Raw genomic sequence first — 16,252 nt, forward strand, 5'->3', positions numbered from 1 at the left:
CCATGCAAACTCGTGACGATATTTTCAACACCCTGCGCGATGCTCTGGTCGAACTCTTCGAGCTGGACCCCGAGCGCATCAGCCTGGAATCCAACCTGTACCAGGATCTGGAAATCGACAGCATCGATGCAGTCGACCTGATCGATCACATCAAACGCCAGACCGGCAAGAAAATCGCCGCCGAAGAATTCAAATCAGTGCGCACCGTCAGCGACGTGGTCGAGGCGGTCTACCGTCTGGTTCAACCCGCCGCATGAGCCGACTGATTGGCCTTGGCCTGCTGCTCGCAGGCCTGCTGTACCCCTTTGCGGTGTATTTCGGCATGGAGCATTTTGCCCCGTGGCAGTTCGGTCTGCTGCTGGGCAGCCTGTGGCTGGCGCGAGCGCTGACCGGCGAACGGCGCCCCGGCAGCCTGTGGATGTCCACGGCCGCCATCGCGTTCTGCCTGCTGCTGGCAGTGTTCGACAGCCCGGTGCTGCTGCGCTGGTACCCGGTGCTCATCAGCGCGTTCATGCTGGCGCTGTTCGGTCTTAGCCTGAAATACGGCCCGCCGATGGTCGAGCGCCTGGCCCGCCTGCGGGAACCGGAATTACCGCCCAGGGCCATTCGCTACACCCGCCAGGTGACAATTGCCTGGAGCGTGTTTTTTCTCTGCAACGGTTTGTGCGCCGCCGCCCTGACCCTTTGGGCGCCGCTGAGCTGGTGGATGTTGTACACCGGCCTGATCTCCTATGGATTGATCGGCCTGATGTTCGCCATTGAATGGCTCATACGACAACGGGTACGAGGCCACCCATGAATTGGATAAAACTTGAGCAACTGTTGCTCAAGGCTCAGCCGGAGCGTGCCGTGACGGCCGAACCGGCGTTGAATCACGCGCAATTGTGCGACCGGGCCCTGAGCCTGGCTGCCGGCCTGCACGCCCAGGGTGTGCAGCGCATCGCCGTACACCTTGAAGACGCCGCCGACCTGGCCATTGCCCTGCTCGGCGCCTGGCGTGCCGGGGTCAGCGTATTGCTGCCCGCCGACCTGCAAGCGCAGACGCGCCAGCGCTGGTCGACCGAGGTCGATCTGTGGCTGACCGATCAGGCCGACGATGCACACCTGAGCGATTATCGGCATCCGCCGCTGCCGGCCCACCCGCTGGACCTGGATCGTTGTCAGCTGAGCCTGTGCACCTCCGGCTCCAGTGGTGAACCCAAGCGCATTGACAAAACCCTGCGCCAACTGGCCAATGAAGTCGAAGCGCTGGAGCACCTGTGGGGCGCGGATCTGGGCGAAGCCTGCATCATTGGCAGCGTCGCCACCCAGCACATCTACGGGTTGCTGTTTCGGGTGCTGTGGCCGTTGTGCGCCGGGCGTTCGTTCGTGCGCAAGCAACTGGCTTTCCCGGAAGACTTGCAACGCGCCAGCCGTGAACACCCGGCCTTCGCCTGGGTCGCCAGCCCGGCATTGCTCAAGCGCATGGGCGACAACCTCGACTGGCCAGCGCTGAGCGCAGTGCGCCGAGTGTTCTCCTCCGGTGGCGCGTTACCCGCCGAAGCCTCGCAAAGCCTTTACGAACGCCTGCAACAATGGCCGACCGAGATCCTCGGCAGCTCGGAAACCGGCGGCATCGCCTGGCGTCAGGGCCAGGATCTCTGGCAGCCCTTCGCAGGCGTGGAGTTGAGCCAGGACAGCGATGGCGCGCTGCTGATTGCGTCGCCGTACTTGCCGGCCGGCTATATCGAACACACCGCCGATGCCGCGCGCATCGCCGCCGACGGCCGTTTCGAGCTGTTGGGGCGACTGGACCGGATCGTCAAACTGGAAGAAAAACGTATCTCGCTACCGATGCTCGAACACGCGTTGATGGCTCACGCCTGGGTCGCCGAAGCGCGCCTGGGTGTGGTTCAGGAAAATCGCGCCTCATTGGGCGCGCTGCTGGTGCTCAGCGAGCAAGGCCTGCATGCCTTGCGCAATCAGGGACGACGCAGCCTCACGCAAGCGTTGCGTCAGCATCTGAACCAGCATTGTGAAACGCTGGCCCTGCCACGACGCTGGCGCCTGTTGCGACAACTGCCGCTGAACGCGCAGGGCAAACTGCCCCAGGCAGAGGTTGAAGCCTTGCTGCTGGCGCCCCGCCCAAAGGTGCCGCAAGTGCTGGAGCAGGTCGAAGTCGAAGGTGAGTGGAACCTGCAATTGGCGGTCCCGCCAGACCTGGCGTACTTCAGCGGGCACTTTCCCCGGGCGCCGGTACTGCCCGGCGTGGTGCAGGTGGATTGGGCATTGAGCCTGGCCCAGCAATTGATGACCCTGCCAGCAAAATTCGCCGGCATGGAAGTGCTGAAATTCCAGCAACTGGTGCGCCCTGGCGATGAAATCCAGTTACACCTGCGCTTCGATCCGGCGCGCGGCAAATTGTATTTCGCCTATCGCAACGAAACCGCCACCTGCTCCAGCGGGCGGATTTTGCTGGAGGCTGCCAGCGATGCATAACCCCTGCGCCATAATCCCGGTCTACAACCATGAAACCGCCATCACTGCCGTGGTCGATGCGCTGCTTGCCTGCGACCTGCCCTGCATTCTGGTGGACGATGCCAGCAGCGCCGTCTGCGCCAAGGTACTCGACCAACTGGCCCTGCGCGACAGGGTTTATCTGATCCGGCTCACCGTCAATCAAGGCAAGGGTGGCGCGGTGATGACCGGACTGCGGGAAGCTTCGCGCCTGGGCTTCAGCCATGCCTTGCAGGTGGACGCCGACGGCCAGCACGACCTGCAAGACGTCAAAGTCTTCATCGAATACTCGCGCAACCATCCCGAGGCGGTGATCTGTGGCTATCCGCAATACGACGCCAGCGTGCCGAAAGGTCGTTTGTACGCGCGCTACCTGACTCACGTCATGGTCTGGATCAACACCCTGTCGCTGCAGATTCGCGACTCGATGTGCGGTTTCCGTGTCTATCCATTGCCACCGACCCTGGCACTGATCGACTCGGCCAGGATCGGCAAACGCATGGACTTCGACTCCGACATCCTGGTGCGCCTGGCCTGGCGCAATCTGCCGATGCAGTGGCTGAAAACCAGGGTCCATTACCCGCTGGATGGCGTTTCGCATTTCCGGCTGTTCTACGACAACGTACTGATTACGAGCATGCACACCCGGCTGTTCTTCGGCATGTTGCTGCGGGCACCGGTGATCCTCTGGCGACGGTGGCGGGCATGAACGGCAACGCAGACAAACAGCACTGGGCCGACCGCCAGGAACGCGGCAGTTTCTGGCTGATGAAGTTCACCGCATTCTGCGCAAAAGTGCTGGGCCGACGACTGTTGAGCCCGCTGCTGTACGGCATCGTGCTGTACTTTTTCCTGTTCGGGCGCAGCGCCCGCCAAAGCGCCTGGCAATATCAACAGCGGCTCGCCGACTGGAGCGGACGCAACGAATTGCGCCCGACCCATTGGCGGGTGTTCGGCCAGTTCATGGCCTTCGCCGACTCGATGCTCGACAAACTCGACGTGTGGAACGGCAAGCTGAGCATCGAGCAGATCGAAATCATCGACCCGGCGCTGCTGCGCAATAAACTGCGCGGCACACGCGGGCAAATGCTGGTGGGCGCGCACCTGGGCAATCTTGAAGTCTGCCGGGCACTGGCCGAAATCGGCGAGAAAGTCACCATGAACGTGCTGGTGCACACCAAGCACGCCGAACAGTTCAACCGTCTGCTGGGCGAAGCCGGGGCGACCAATCTGCGGCTGATTCAGGTCAGCGAGCTCGACCCGATGATCATGCTGCAACTGCATGAACGCCTGGAACGCGGCGAATGGCTGGCAATTGCCGGCGACCGTGTGCCGTTGCATGGCGGGCGCAGTGTGACGGTGGATTTTCTCGGCCATCAGGCAGCCTTCCCTCAAGGCCCTTGGCTATTGGCCGGTCTGCTGAAATGCCCGGTCAATCTGCTGCTGTGCCTGAAGAAGCCCACGGGCGACTATCGACTGACCCTCGAGCCGTTCACCGAGGCGGTGGCATGGAAACGCAGCGACCGCGAACAGGTCATTCATCAGTGGGCTTCACGCTACGCCGAACGCCTGGGTCACTATTGCCTCGAAGCGCCCCAACAATGGTTCAACTTTTACCCTTTCTGGAAGACCGATGACGACGCCAACGCTTGAGCCGGTAACCTTCGGCGAACTCCCATTGCGCATCGAAGACGTGCTGGCCCTGGCCAACCGTCAGGTGCCGACGCAGTTGCAGGGCGACCCCGAGTTTCGCCAGCGCATCGCCAAGGGTCCGCAATTCCTTGATTCCCTGCTGGACAAGGAAGGCGTGATCTATGGCGTGACCACCGGTTATGGCGACTCCTGTGTGGTGGCCGTGCCGCTGCACCACGTCGAGGCGTTGCCCCGTCATCTGTACACGTTCCACGGCTGCGGTCTGGGCAAACTGCTCGACGCCCAGGCTACCCGCGCGGTGCTGGCGGCGCGTTTGCAGTCACTGTGCCACGGCGTGTCCGGGGTGCGCGTGGAGTTGCTGGAGCGCCTGCAAGCGTTCCTTGAACACGACATCCTGCCGCTGATTCCGGAAGAAGGTTCCGTGGGCGCCAGCGGTGATCTGACGCCGCTGTCCTACGTCGCCGCGACTTTGTCCGGCGAGCGAGAAGTAATGTTCCGCGGCGAACGCCGGCAAGCGGCTGATGTGCACAAGGAACTGGGTTGGCAACCGCTGGTATTACGCCCCAAGGAAGCCTTGGCGCTGATGAACGGCACCGCCGTGATGACCGGCCTTGCGTGCCTGGCTTACGCCCGTGCCGACTACCTGCTGCAACTGGCTACGCGCATCACCGCGCTGAACGTGGTCGCTTTGCAGGGCAACCCGGAGCACTTCGACGAGCGTCTGTTCGCCGCCAAACCCCATCCCGGGCAGATGCAAGTTGCCGCTTGGTTGCGCAAGGATCTGGCGATCGACGCGCCGACCGCGCCGCTGCATCGCCTGCAAGACCGTTACTCCCTGCGTTGCGCGCCACACGTGCTCGGTGTGTTGGCCGACAGCCTGAACTGGCTGCGCTCGTTCATCGAGATCGAGCTCAACAGCGCCAACGACAACCCGATCATCGACGCCGAAGCCGAACGCGTGCTGCACGGTGGACACTTCTACGGCGGCCACATCGCGTTCGCCATGGACAGCCTGAAAAACCTGGTGGCCAACGTCGCTGACTTGCTCGACCGTCAGCTCGCGCTACTGGTGGACGAACGCTACAACCACGGTTTGCCGAGCAACCTGTCGGGCGCCCCCGCCGACCGAGCGATGCTCAACCACGGTTTCAAGGCGGTGCAGATCGGCACCAGCGCCTGGACCGCCGAAGCCCTGAAGAACACCATGCCAGCCAGCGTCTTCTCGCGCTCCACCGAGTGCCACAACCAGGACAAAGTCAGCATGGGCACCATTGCCGCCCGCGACGCCATCCGCGTGCTGGAGCTGACCGAACAGGTCGCCGCTGCCACGCTGCTGGCCGCCAATCAAGGCGTCTGGCTGCGCGGCCAGGCTGAAGACGCGCGTCCACTGCCACCGGCCTTGGCCGCGATGCACGAAGAATTGGCCAAAGACTTCCCGCCAGTCATCGAAGACCGTGCCCTGGAAGGCGAATTGCGCCTGTGCCTGCAACGCATCGCCGAGCAACACTGGAGGCTGCATGCGTAGCAAGGGAGTGCTTCACACCGATACGGAAATCCTCGTCCCGTTCTTTGACGTCGACACCATGAACGTGGTCTGGCACGGCCATTACGTCAAATACCTGGAAGTCGCCCGTTGTGCGCTGCTGGACAGGATCGGCCACAACTACGACGCCATGGTTGCGTCGGGTTACGCCTGGCCGGTGATCGACTTGCAATTGCGCTATGTGCGCGGCGCCGTGTTCGGCCAGAAGCTGAATGTGCGCGCCAGTCTGGTGGAGTGGGAAAACCGCCTGAAGATCAGTTATCTGATCAGCGATCTGAGCACCGGCGAACGCCTGACCCGCGCCTGTTCCGTGCAGGTCGCGGTCGACATGAGCAGCCGCGAAATGCAGTTGGCTTCACCCAAGGTGTTTACCGACGCGGTTGAAAGGGTGCTGTCATGAATGCAGTTTTCAAATACCTAGGCGCTTTCGCGTTGCTCGGGCTTTCATCATTGGCGCAGGCCTTCGATCTGCAGCAACTGAGCGATCAACTGGCCAAACCCGATGTGATCCACGGCAATTTCATCCAGGAAAAACACCTGCGCGCCCTACCCCAGCCGCTGACCAGCAAGGGCACCTTCGTTCTGGCGAAAAATCACGGCCTGCTCTGGCTGCTGAAAACGCCGCTGCAACAGGACTACCGCATCAGCGACAAGGGCATTGCCCGGCGGGATACCAGCGGTTGGCAAATGCTGCCGAACAAGAGTGCCGGCGCCGAACAGAACCGTTTGTTCCTCGCCGTGTTGCAAGGCGACAGCAGTGGCCTGCAACGGGATTTCGAGCTGTCGCTGAGCGGCGATGCCCAGAACTGGAAACTGACCCTGACCCCGCGCTCGATGCTGCTCAAGCAGGTGTTCAATCAGATCAACATTGACGGCGGCGAGCTGGTGCACAACATCGAGCTGCTCGAAACCCAGGGTGACCGAACCCTGTTGCGCATGCAGGACAGTACCAGCGCCCAACCTTTGAGCGATGCGGAGCAACATGACTTTGCCGAGTGAACGGATGCTGCCACGGCTGTTTCTGATCCTGCTGCTGGCGGTGCTCGCGCTCGCCGGTTGGCAGTGGCGCGACGGCGCTCCGCTGTCCGCCAACCTGATGGAACTGGTGCCAGGCAGCGCGCCGGACGCCCTGGAACTGCGCGCCGAACAACGCATGCAAGAACCGTTGAACCGGGAAATGCTGGTGCTGGTCGGCCATAAGGATCGCCAGCAAGCCATCGCCATGGCGCAAAAACTCGGTGAACAGTGGCAAGCCAGCGGTGTGTTCGAAAAGGTCAAATGGAACCTGCAAGCCGACTTGCCGGCACTGCGCACGCAATTGCTGCAAGGCCGACTGGCGATGCTGTCCGCAGCCGATCGCCAGCAACTCATCGAGCATCCAGACGCCTTTATCCAGCAACGGGTGCAAGCCCTGTTCGACCCGTTCAGCGGGTTCAGCCTGGTGCCGAGCCAGGATGACTGGCTTGGCTTGACCGGGCGCATCCAGAACAGCCAGCCACAGCGCGGTTCGGTGCAACTGGACATCGGGAGCGGCGCATTGGTCGCCGATGCCGATGGCAAGAGCTGGGTGATGCTGCGGGCGCGAACCGCCGGCAACGCGTTCGACATGAACCTGCCGCTGCAAGTGGCCGACCTGCTCCAGCACAGTCGCGAAGAAGCCGCCCAGGCGGATGTGCAACTGCTCGCCGCCAGCGGCCTGCTGTATGCCGCCAGCGGTCAACGGCAAGCCGCTCGTGAGATTACCTGGGTCGGTGGCGGCGCCACCATGGGGATTCTGTTGTTGCTGTTGCTGGCCTTCCGGCGTTGGCGGGTGTTGCTGGCGTTCGTTCCGGTGTTGGTGGGCATGCTGTTCGGCGCGGTGGCCTGCGTGGCGCTGTTCGGTCAGATGCATGTGATGACGCTGGTGCTGGGCTCAAGCCTGATCGGCGTGGCGGTGGATTACCCGCTGCATTACCTGTCCAAAAGCTGGAGCCTGAAACCCTGGCACAGCTGGCCGGCCTTGCGCCTGACCCTGCCGGGGCTGACGCTGAGCCTGATCACCAGTTGCATCGGCTACCTGGCACTGGCCTGGACGCCGTTCCCGGCCCTGACTCAAATTGCCGTGTTCTCCGCCGCCGGCCTGCTCGGCGCCTATCTGTCGGCGGTGTGCCTGCTGCCGGCGCTGCTCAAGGGCGTGCAGTTGCGTCCGGCGCAATGGCCGATGCGCATTGCCGAATTTTTGCTGAATCTGCGTGAAACAGTACTCAAATACGTTCGCACGCCAGTGCTGCTGGCGCTGCTGATCGCTTTCTGTGTCGGAGGGCTGTTGCAGCTGCAGACCAAAAACGACATTCGCCAATGGATCGGCACACCGCAGCAGTTGACCGACGAAGCCCAGGCCATCGCACGCATCACTGGCTATCAACCCACCAGCCAGTTCTTCCTGATACGCGCGGCCAATCAGCAGGAACTGCTCGAACGCCAGACGGCCCTGAACGAGCGCCTGGATCAGTTGGTCAACCTGGAGAAACTCCAGGGCTACCTGTCGCTCAACCAACTGGTCAGCCAGCCGAGCGAACAGCGCAAAGTGCGTGAAGCACTGAGCAAGCTGCCGCAGTTCTGGCAACCGTTGCTCGACCTTGGCGTGCCTGTTGACGCCTTGCAAGCCGAGTTGGCGAAGTTGCAGGCACTGCCCGTCGAAGACATCGACACAGCGTTGGCCGGCCCATTGGCCGAGCCCTATCGCACCCTGTGGCTGGGGCCTGCCGATGACGGCGTGGCCGCGATGGTCAGCCTGCAAGGCTTGAACAATCCCGCGCTGTTGCAGGTCCAGGCGCTGGACTTGCCGGGTGTGCAACTGGTCGACCGCCTCGGCGACCTGAACAAGGTGTTCGCCGCAACTCAAATCAGCGCCGCTGAATTGAAACTCGCCTCCTGCGTATTGATCGTGCTGGTGCTGATCCTGCCATTCGGTCTCGGCGGCGCGTTGCGAATCGTCTCCCTGCCACTGCTGGCGGCCCTGTGCAGCCTGGCAAGCCTCGGCTGGCTCGGTCAGCCGCTGACGCTGTTCAGCCTGTTCGGCCTGCTGCTGGTGACGGCCATCAGCGTCGACTACGCGATCCTCATGCGCGAACAGATCGGCGGCGCCGCGGCGAGCCTGTTGGGCACCATGCTGGCAGCCGCAACCACATGGTTGTCGTTTGGCCTGCTGGCAGTGTCCAGCACGCCGGCGGTGAGCAACTTCGGCCTGTCGGTGAGCCTCGGCCTGGCGTACAGCTTCATCCTGGCGCCGTGGGCCGGACGCCAAGCCCACGCCGCCCCGGTTGCGGAGCCTGCAGCGTGATGGTCGCGGCGTTTTGGCTGATGGCCCTGGTGTTGTTCGCCGTGGCCACCCGCGTAGGCCGACGTTTCGGTCTGATTCCGATCGTCAGCCAGTTATTGCTGGCAACCTTCGGCCTGCCGCTGCTGATGTACTTCTGGATCGAACCGGGCTGGCAATTGAGCGGTGCCGAACTGATCTCGCCGGGTTGGCTGAAAAACCTCTACAGCCTGAGCTTTGCCTTGCTGCTGGGGCACATCCTCAGCGACGTGATCGACCTGCGACTGGATCGCCAGAGCCTGAAAATCGCCCTGCCGAGTTTCTGCATTCCGTTTGCCTGCGGGCTGGCGACAGCGGTCTGGCTGCTGCCGCCGCAGCCGTGGATCAGTTCGTTGGCGGTCGGCCTGCTGTTCGCCATCACCGCGATTCCGGTGTTGTACCTGTACCTGCGACACATCAATTACCCGCCCGCCGCCACCCGGCGGCTGGTGCAGACCGCGATCCTGATCGACCTGACTTGCTGGACCCTGTTCGCGTTCGCCCAAGGCAGCCTGCATTTGAGCAGCCTGTTGCTGCCGCTCGCCGGTGCCTGCCTGCCGTTGTTGCTGCGACTGCTCGGTTTGCGCCAACCGTTGCTGTACTGCGGCTGCTTCTTCGCACTGCTGGTGGTCGCCGAACACTTCAAGCTCAATGCGCTGATTTTCGGCATCGGTTACCTGCTGTGCATGGCCGCGCTCAAGGTGCCATTGGTGCTGCCATTGCCGACGGCGTGGATGAGTCGCTTGCAGACCTGGATCGCCATCCCGCTGATCCTCACGTTCGGCATCGTGCAGATCAACGTGCACAGCGCCCTCGACAGCCTCGGCGGTATGCAACTGGTCGCCCTTTTGCTGTTGCCGATTGCCAGCAAACTGTTGGGCAACTGGCTGGGCCTGGGCTGGGCCGGTGTCTCGTTTGAAGGTGCCAGCCGCTGGCGGGAAAGCCTTTTACTGAATATCCGCGGCTTGAGCGAGATCGTCTTTCTCAACCTGCTGCTGCAACAACAACTCATCAGCCCGGCACTGTATTTCGCGCTGATGTTGATGGGCCTGATCGCAACCCTGCTGCCGGCACTCGCCGGCATGCACCGAATTCCTTTGAACATCGCCGCCCCGGCAAGGAGCTCCCGTGCCAACAGTTGAAATGGAACATCGTCAGGTGGTGGTGATCGGTGCCGGCCCCTCGGGGGCCATCGCCGCTGCGCTGCTCAAGCGCAAAGGTCATGATGTGCTGATGATCGAACGCCAGCATTTCCCACGGTTTTCCATCGGTGAAAGCCTGCTGTCCCACTGCCTGGATTTCGTCGAAGAAGCCGGCATGCTCGAGGCGGTAAACGCGGCCGGTTTCCAGTTGAAGAACGGTGCGGCATTCGCCTGGGGCGATCAGTACAGCACCTTCGATTTCGGCGAGACCTTCAGCAACGGCAAGCCGACCACTTTCCAGGTCCAGCGCGCCGACTTTGACAAGCTGCTGGCCGATCAGGCTGAGCTGCAAGGTGTCGATGTCCGCTACGGCGAGGCCATCGTCAGCGTCGATTTCAGCTTGGCGAAACCGCAGCTCGATGTGCTTCGCGAAGACGGCAGCCAATACCGCGTCGAGGCCGATTTCGTGCTCGATGCCAGCGGCTACGGTCGCGTGCTGCCGCGCTTGCTGGACCTTGAAGCACCGTCAAACTTTCCGGTGCGCCAGGCGGTATTCACCCACGTCGAAGACTGTATCGACAGCCCGGCTTTCGAACGGGAAAAAATCCTCATCACCACCCATCCGACCCAACGCGACATCTGGTTCTGGACCATTCCGTTCAGCAACGGCCGTTGCTCGGTGGGCGTGGTGGCGGCCGCCGAACACTTCGCAGGCCGCACTGAGAATCTGGACGATTGCCTGCGCGGCTTCATCAATGAAACCCCAAGCCTGGCCGGGGTGCTGAACAACGCCGTATGGGATACCCCAGCGCGGACCATCGGCGGCTATTCGGCCAACGTCAAAACCCTGCATGGCCCTGGCTTCGCCTTGTTGGGTAATGCCGCAGAATTTCTCGACCCGGTGTTCTCCTCCGGCGTGACTATCGCCATGCGCTCGGCGAGCATGGCCGCCGGCGTACTGCACCGCCAACTGCAAGGTGAAAGCGTCGACTGGCAAACCGAGTTCGCCGAACCGCTCAAGCGCGGCGTCGACACCTTCCGCTGCTACGTCGAAGGTTGGTACGCCGGGACCTTTCAGGATGTGATTTTCTATCAGGGCGGCACAGCAGATATCCGCCGCATGATCAGCTCGATCCTCGCCGGTTACGCCTGGGATGAACGCAACCCGTTCGTCAGCGAAGCCAAACGTCGACTGCGGATGATCTCGGACCTGTGCGCCGGGGATGCGACATGAGTTACTTGAGCGATAACTACGTCGAAGAAACCCGTTTCGGTTTCTGGTTCCTGCGCAGCCATACCTGGCAGCACCATGTATTGCGAGTGGCGATCAATGATTTACGTGGTCTGTTCAGCACACCGTTGCCCAGTCATCCGGTCTTGCTGGATGCCGGTTGCGGTCAGGGCAAGTCGTTCCAGTACCTGCGCCAGACCTTCGCGCCCAAGCATCTGATCGGGCTGGATGCCGACCCTCACAGCCTGAACCTGAGCGGCGAAGAAGCAGCCCGCCAGGGCATGGAGGTAGAGCTGATCGGCAGCGACTGCGCCAGCATCAACGTGCCGGACGCCAGCGTCGATTTGCTGTTCTGTCACCAGACCTTCCATCACCTGGTCGAGCAGGATCAGGCCCTGGCCGAGTTCTATCGGGTGCTCAAGCCGGGCGGCTATTTGCTGTTCGCCGAGTCCACCGAGGCTTACATTGATACGTGGGTGATTCGCTGGCTGTTCCGCCACCCGATGCACGTGCAAAAGAGCGCCGCTGGCTACCTGGAGATGATTCGTCGGCAGGGTTTTGAATTCGGCCCGCAGAACGTGTCTTACCCTTACTTGTGGTGGAGTCGCGCCAAGGATTTCGGCCTGCTCGAACGCTTCGGCCTGCGCCAGCCAAAACCCTTTGGCCAACGGGAAGAAACCCTGGTCAATGTGGTCGCGCGCAAGCCCCTTGAAGAGGGTGTCTGATGATCCGTTTGCTGCTTCTGGGTTGTGTCCTGTTGCTGAGCGCCTGCGCCAGCCAGACGCCGTTGCCCGAGCGAACCCCGAACCTGGCGTTGCCGCTGCAATTGCACATCGAACGGCAGATGGCCGAGCAGCGTCAGGACTGGCTGCTGGTGATCCAGCGTGAAGGCCCGGGCATTCGCTGGTCGATGATGGACCCGCTGGGGATTCCCGTGGCACGACAGAAACTGATCGATGGCCAATGGCAAGCTGACGGTCTGCTACCGCCCAATCCGGAAGCACGGGAGCTGTTCGCCGCCCTGTTGTTTGCATTGACCCCTGAAGGCGAATTGCACGGCAACTATCCCACCGCCCGGCAGCATGACGGACAACGGTCGTTGTCAGCGCGCTGGAACATCCGCTATTCACAACCAAATCTTTCGCAACCACCGAGCTTTGAATTGAACGTGTCCCAAGGCCCGCACTATCGCGTCACTCCGTTAGGCGAAAACACGCCATGACCGCTTACCTGAACGCTCTCGGGATAATCTGTGCCCTCGGCCGCGACAAGCAGGAAGTCGCCCGCAACCTGTTTGCCGGCGATTGCTCGGGCATGCGCAGCGAGGCCGGCTGGGTGATGGAACGCTCGTTGCCAGTGGCGGCGGTGCGCGGTGAACTGACGCCGATTCCGCCTGAGCTGGCTCATCAAAGCAGTCGCAACAATCAATTGCTGCTGGAGGCCGCGCTGCAAATTCGCCAAGACATCGAGCAGGCGATCCAGACCTATGGCCGTGACCGTATCGGCGTCGTTCTGGGCACCAGCACCTCGGGCATCGACGAGGCCAGCCGCGGCCTGGCCCATTACATCCGCGAACATCAGTTCCCCGCCGATTATGACTATCAGCAGCAGGAGCTCGGCGCACCGGCGACATTTCTCGCCGACTGGCTGCAATTGAGCGGTCCGGCCTATGTGATCTCCACCGCCTGCACCTCCAGTGCCCGGGCGCTGATGAGTGCCCAGCGACTGCTCGACCTGGGCATGTGCGATGCCGTGTTGTGCGGTGGAGTCGACAGCTTGTGCAAGCTGACCCTCAACGGTTTCTCGGCCCTGGAAGCCGTATCCGAACAGCGCTGCAACCCGTTTTCGGCAAACCGCAACGGCATCAATATCGGCGAAGCCGCGGTGCTGTTCCTGATGAGTAAAACCGCCGGTAACGGCCAGCCAATTGCCCTGCTCGGCAGTGGCGCCAGCTCCGATGCGCACCATATTTCCGCGCCGGAACCCACCGGCCGTGGCGCCCGGCAAGCGATGCACAAAGCCTTGAGCCGTGCAGGCCTGCAACCCCAACAGATCAGCTATCTGAACCTGCACGGCACCGCCACCCAACACAACGACGCCATGGAAAGCCTGGCCGTGACGGCTCTGTTTCCGCAAGGCGTACCCTGCTCGTCAACCAAACCGATGACCGGCCATACCCTCGGCGCGGCTGGTGCCCTGGAAGCGGCGTTCTGCTGGTTGAGCCTGAGCGCGGATAACCACGAGCATGCCCTGCCGCCTCATGTCTGGGATAGTCAGCCCGACCCCGAGTTGCCGGCGTTGCATTGGGTGACCCCGACCGACCACCTGACGTCCATTGCACGCCGCTACCTGATGAGTAATTCCTTTGCCTTTGGTGGCAATAACGTCAGCCTGATTATCGGAGACGCCCCATGATTGCCTGGCCGATCGCCGAACTGTTGCCCCATGCCGGCGACATGATCCTCATCGATCAGATCCTGTCGTTCGACGACGAGCAGATCTACACCCGACTCACCGTCAAGCCCGGCGGCCTGTTCAATCGCCCCGACGGCAGCCTGCCGGCCTGGGTCGGCATCGAGCTGATGGCCCAGAGCGTCGCCGCTTACGCCGGCTGCCATGCGCGCCAGAAAGGCAATGCGGTGGAACTGGGCTTCCTGCTCGGCAGCCGCAAATTCGAATGCAACGTAGAACACTTCCCTGCCGGCACCGAGCTGACCATCCATGGGATACGCTCGCTGGAAGACGACAACGGCATGGGCGTGTTCGAATGCCACATCACCGCCCCCGGCATCCACGCGACCGCCCGGCTGAACGTGTTCCGCCCGCCTCAAGCCGCTCAATATCTACATGAATCCCAAGGAGTCGAGTGATGACTGAATCCGTACTGGTCACCGGTTCCAGCCGTGGTATCGGCCGCGCTATCGCGTTGCGTCTGGCCCGGGCCGGGCATGACATCGTGCTGCACTGCCGCAGCGGCCTGGCGGACGCCGAAGCTGTCAAAACCGAAGTGCAAGCCTTGGGCCGTAACGCGCGCATCCTGCAATTCGACGTCAGCAACCGCGCCAGCTGCAAAGCCATCCTTGAAGCCGATGTCGAAGCCCATGGCGCTTATTACGGCGTAGTGCTCAACGCCGGCCTGACCCGCGACGGTGCTTTTCCGGCCCTGAGCGAGGACGATTGGGACGTGGTGATGCGCACCAACCTCGACGGTTTCTACAACGTGCTGCACCCGGTGATGATGCCGATGATCCGTCGTCGCGCCGCCGGGCGGATTGTCTGCATTACTTCGGTGTCCGGATTGATCGGCAATCGTGGACAGGTCAATTACAGCGCATCCAAGGCCGGTTTGATCGGCGCGGCCAAGGCGTTGGCGATTGAGCTGGGCAAGCGCAAAATCACAGTTAACTGTGTCGCACCCGGCCTGATCGACACGGCGATGCTCGATGAAAACGTGCCGGTGGAAGAACTGATGAAAATGATCCCCGCACAACGCATGGGCACCCCGGAAGAGGTGGCCAGCGCAGTGAATTTCCTGATGTCGGCGGAAGCCTCGTACATCACCCGCCAGGTTCTGGCCGTCAACGGAGGCCTGTGCTGATGAAGCGCGTCGTCGTCACCGGCATGGCCGGCATCACCTCACTGGGCAGCGACTGGGACACCATCGCCGGCAACTTCGCCGCCAACCGCAGCGGCATCCGTCGCATGCACGAGTGGGATCGCTTTACCGAACTCAATACCCGCCTGGCCGGCCCGATCGACGACTTCCAGGTGCCCGGCCACTGGACGCGCAAGCAACTGCGCAGCATGGGCCGGGTATCGCGGCTGGCCGTCGGCGCAGCGGAAAAAGCCCTGGAGGACGCCGGGCTGCTGGGTGATGAGTCGATCAAGGACGGGCGCATGGGCGTGTCCTGCGGCTCGTCCACCGGCAGCACCGACGAGATCAAGGCGTTCGGCAAAATGCTGCTCAATTCGGTGGCCGAAGGCCTGAACGCCAACTCCTACGTGCGGATGATGCCGCACACCACGGCAGCGAATATCAGCATCTTCTTCGGCCTCACTGGCCGACTGATCCCGACCTCCAGCGCCTGCACCAGCGGCAGCCAAGGCATCGGTTACGCCTACGAGTCGATCAAGTTCGGCCGCCTGCCGCTGATGCTCGCCGGCGGCGCCGAAGAGCTGTGCCCGACCGAGGCCATGGTGTTCGATGCGCTCTACGCGACCAGCCTGAAAAACGATGCCCCGCAAACCAGTCCACGACCTTACGACAGCGGCCGCGATGGCCTGGTCATTGGTGAAGGCGGCGGCATGCTGGTGCTCGAAGAACTCGAACACGCCCTGGCGCGTGGCGCCCGCATCCACGCCGAGATCGTCGGTTTCGGCAGCAACGCCGACGGCCAGCATGCCACCCGTCCCGAGCTGATCACCATGCGCAGGGCCATGGAGCTGGCTTTGGAAGACGCCGGGCTCGACCCAAGCGCCATCGGCTATGTAAATGGTCACGGCACGGCGACAGAACAGGGCGACATTGCCGAAACACTGGCGACCAACAGTTTGTTCGGCGAACACATGCCGATCAGCTCGCAGAAGAGCTTCCTAGGCCACACCCTGGGAGCCTGCGGCGCGCTGGAATCCTGGTTCAGCATCGAAATGATGAACCGCGACCTGTACGTGCACACCTTCAACCTCGATGAGGTCGATCCACAGTGCGGCAAGCTCGATTACCTGCGCGGTGAATTCCGGCAGATGAGCAACCAGTACGTGATGAACAACAACTTCGCTTTTGGTGGGGTCAACACCTCGTTGATCTTCCGCCGCTGGTCGTAAACGAAATACCAGGGTCAAGGAGACCA

General features: G+C 62.3%; 17 protein-coding genes. All 17 read left to right on the forward strand.

Translation table 11 applies throughout. The features are described from left to right. Positions 1–2: 2 nt before the first annotated feature. The 17 genes from J3D54_RS06025 to J3D54_RS06105 are packed head-to-tail and all read left to right on the forward strand — an operon-like array spanning position 3 to position 16,226. Complete coding sequence (locus tag J3D54_RS06025) at positions 3–257, forward strand: acyl carrier protein (protein WP_007936741.1); 255 nt, start codon at positions 3–5, stop codon at positions 255–257. Beyond that, positions 254–799 (forward strand): membrane protein, encoded by a 546-nt coding sequence (locus tag J3D54_RS06030; RefSeq protein WP_019581882.1) that lies wholly within the window; start codon positions 254–256, stop codon positions 797–799. Before J3D54_RS06025 ends, J3D54_RS06030 begins: the two co-directional genes overlap by 4 nt. Beyond that, positions 796–2,478 (forward strand): acyl-CoA synthetase family protein, encoded by a 1,683-nt coding sequence (locus tag J3D54_RS06035; protein WP_253417112.1) that lies wholly within the window; start codon positions 796–798, stop codon positions 2,476–2,478. Before J3D54_RS06030 ends, J3D54_RS06035 begins: the two co-directional genes overlap by 4 nt. Further along, positions 2,471–3,205 carry a glycosyltransferase family 2 protein gene (locus J3D54_RS06040; protein WP_253417113.1) on the forward strand — a complete coding sequence of 245 codons (735 nt, stop codon included), beginning with the start codon at positions 2,471–2,473 and terminating at the stop codon, positions 3,203–3,205. The genes J3D54_RS06035 and J3D54_RS06040 overlap by 8 nt, the downstream gene beginning before the upstream one ends. After that, positions 3,202–4,149, forward strand: coding sequence for a glycosyl transferase (locus tag J3D54_RS06045; RefSeq protein ID WP_253417114.1), 948 nt, complete (start codon positions 3,202–3,204; stop codon positions 4,147–4,149). The genes J3D54_RS06040 and J3D54_RS06045 overlap by 4 nt, the downstream gene beginning before the upstream one ends. After that, positions 4,130–5,674: a histidine ammonia-lyase gene (gene hutH, locus J3D54_RS06050; protein ID WP_253417116.1), complete on the forward strand. Its 1,545-nt coding sequence runs from the start codon at positions 4,130–4,132 to the stop codon at positions 5,672–5,674. Before J3D54_RS06045 ends, hutH begins: the two co-directional genes overlap by 20 nt. Then, on the forward strand, positions 5,667–6,092 hold the full coding sequence (locus J3D54_RS06055) for a thioesterase family protein (RefSeq protein WP_253417117.1): 426 nt from the start codon (positions 5,667–5,669) through the stop codon (positions 6,090–6,092). The genes hutH and J3D54_RS06055 overlap by 8 nt, the downstream gene beginning before the upstream one ends. Beyond that, positions 6,089–6,691: an outer membrane lipoprotein carrier protein LolA gene (locus tag J3D54_RS06060; protein ID WP_253417119.1), complete on the forward strand. Its 603-nt coding sequence runs from the start codon at positions 6,089–6,091 to the stop codon at positions 6,689–6,691. Before J3D54_RS06055 ends, J3D54_RS06060 begins: the two co-directional genes overlap by 4 nt. Beyond that, positions 6,675–9,014 (forward strand): MMPL family transporter, encoded by a 2,340-nt coding sequence (locus tag J3D54_RS06065; RefSeq protein WP_253417120.1) that lies wholly within the window; start codon positions 6,675–6,677, stop codon positions 9,012–9,014. The genes J3D54_RS06060 and J3D54_RS06065 overlap by 17 nt, the downstream gene beginning before the upstream one ends. Continuing rightward, positions 9,014–10,171 carry a sodium:proton antiporter gene (locus J3D54_RS06070; protein ID WP_253417121.1) on the forward strand — a complete coding sequence of 386 codons (1,158 nt, stop codon included), beginning with the start codon at positions 9,014–9,016 and terminating at the stop codon, positions 10,169–10,171. Before J3D54_RS06065 ends, J3D54_RS06070 begins: the two co-directional genes overlap by 1 nt. Further along, a complete protein-coding gene (locus J3D54_RS06075; protein WP_253417122.1) occupies positions 10,158–11,405 on the forward strand; it encodes an NAD(P)/FAD-dependent oxidoreductase in 1,248 nt (415 codons plus the stop codon). Before J3D54_RS06070 ends, J3D54_RS06075 begins: the two co-directional genes overlap by 14 nt. Then, entirely contained in the window at positions 11,402–12,127 is a 726-nt protein-coding gene (locus J3D54_RS06080; protein ID WP_253417123.1) for a class I SAM-dependent methyltransferase, read from the forward strand. Before J3D54_RS06075 ends, J3D54_RS06080 begins: the two co-directional genes overlap by 4 nt. Beyond that, positions 12,127–12,624 (forward strand): hypothetical protein, encoded by a 498-nt coding sequence (locus J3D54_RS06085; protein WP_253417124.1) that lies wholly within the window; start codon positions 12,127–12,129, stop codon positions 12,622–12,624. The genes J3D54_RS06080 and J3D54_RS06085 overlap by 1 nt, the downstream gene beginning before the upstream one ends. Continuing rightward, entirely contained in the window at positions 12,621–13,817 is a 1,197-nt protein-coding gene (locus J3D54_RS06090; RefSeq protein WP_253417125.1) for a beta-ketoacyl-[acyl-carrier-protein] synthase family protein, read from the forward strand. Before J3D54_RS06085 ends, J3D54_RS06090 begins: the two co-directional genes overlap by 4 nt. After that, positions 13,814–14,272, forward strand: coding sequence for a hotdog family protein (locus tag J3D54_RS06095; protein ID WP_253417126.1), 459 nt, complete (start codon positions 13,814–13,816; stop codon positions 14,270–14,272). The genes J3D54_RS06090 and J3D54_RS06095 overlap by 4 nt, the downstream gene beginning before the upstream one ends. After that, entirely contained in the window at positions 14,272–15,000 is a 729-nt protein-coding gene (locus J3D54_RS06100; protein ID WP_253417127.1) for a 3-ketoacyl-ACP reductase FabG2, read from the forward strand. The genes J3D54_RS06095 and J3D54_RS06100 overlap by 1 nt, the downstream gene beginning before the upstream one ends. Then, positions 15,000–16,226: a beta-ketoacyl-ACP synthase gene (locus J3D54_RS06105; protein WP_253417128.1), complete on the forward strand. Its 1,227-nt coding sequence runs from the start codon at positions 15,000–15,002 to the stop codon at positions 16,224–16,226. Before J3D54_RS06100 ends, J3D54_RS06105 begins: the two co-directional genes overlap by 1 nt. The last annotated feature ends 26 nt before the right edge of the window (positions 16,227–16,252 follow it).

It is taken from the genome of Pseudomonas sp. GGS8, from assembly GCF_024168645.1.
In the GTDB taxonomy this organism is placed as follows: Bacteria; Pseudomonadota; Gammaproteobacteria; order Pseudomonadales; family Pseudomonadaceae; genus Aquipseudomonas.

Excerpts from the sequence above, each read along its gene's own strand:
- J3D54_RS06055 (WP_253417117.1), top strand. The coding sequence starts at position 5,667 with ATGCGTAGCAAGGGAGTGCTTCACACCGATACGGAAATCCTCGTCCCG.
- J3D54_RS06035 (WP_253417112.1), top strand. The coding sequence starts at position 796 with ATGAATTGGATAAAACTTGAGCAACTGTTGCTCAAGGCTCAGCCGGAG.
- J3D54_RS06070 (WP_253417121.1), top strand. The coding sequence starts at position 9,014 with ATGGTCGCGGCGTTTTGGCTGATGGCCCTGGTGTTGTTCGCCGTGGCC.
- J3D54_RS06095 (WP_253417126.1), top strand. The coding sequence starts at position 13,814 with ATGATTGCCTGGCCGATCGCCGAACTGTTGCCCCATGCCGGCGACATG.
- J3D54_RS06100 (WP_253417127.1), top strand. The coding sequence starts at position 14,272 with ATGACTGAATCCGTACTGGTCACCGGTTCCAGCCGTGGTATCGGCCGC.
- J3D54_RS06025 (WP_007936741.1), top strand. The coding sequence starts at position 3 with ATGCAAACTCGTGACGATATTTTCAACACCCTGCGCGATGCTCTGGTC.
- J3D54_RS06040 (WP_253417113.1), top strand. The coding sequence starts at position 2,471 with ATGCATAACCCCTGCGCCATAATCCCGGTCTACAACCATGAAACCGCC.
- J3D54_RS06045 (WP_253417114.1), top strand. The coding sequence starts at position 3,202 with ATGAACGGCAACGCAGACAAACAGCACTGGGCCGACCGCCAGGAACGC.
- J3D54_RS06065 (WP_253417120.1), top strand. The coding sequence starts at position 6,675 with ATGACTTTGCCGAGTGAACGGATGCTGCCACGGCTGTTTCTGATCCTG.
- J3D54_RS06030 (WP_019581882.1), top strand. The coding sequence starts at position 254 with ATGAGCCGACTGATTGGCCTTGGCCTGCTGCTCGCAGGCCTGCTGTAC.
- J3D54_RS06080 (WP_253417123.1), top strand. The coding sequence starts at position 11,402 with ATGAGTTACTTGAGCGATAACTACGTCGAAGAAACCCGTTTCGGTTTC.
- J3D54_RS06060 (WP_253417119.1), top strand. The coding sequence starts at position 6,089 with ATGAATGCAGTTTTCAAATACCTAGGCGCTTTCGCGTTGCTCGGGCTT.
- hutH (WP_253417116.1), top strand. The coding sequence starts at position 4,130 with ATGACGACGCCAACGCTTGAGCCGGTAACCTTCGGCGAACTCCCATTG.
- J3D54_RS06085 (WP_253417124.1), top strand. The coding sequence starts at position 12,127 with ATGATCCGTTTGCTGCTTCTGGGTTGTGTCCTGTTGCTGAGCGCCTGC.
- J3D54_RS06090 (WP_253417125.1), top strand. The coding sequence starts at position 12,621 with ATGACCGCTTACCTGAACGCTCTCGGGATAATCTGTGCCCTCGGCCGC.
- J3D54_RS06105 (WP_253417128.1), top strand. The coding sequence starts at position 15,000 with ATGAAGCGCGTCGTCGTCACCGGCATGGCCGGCATCACCTCACTGGGC.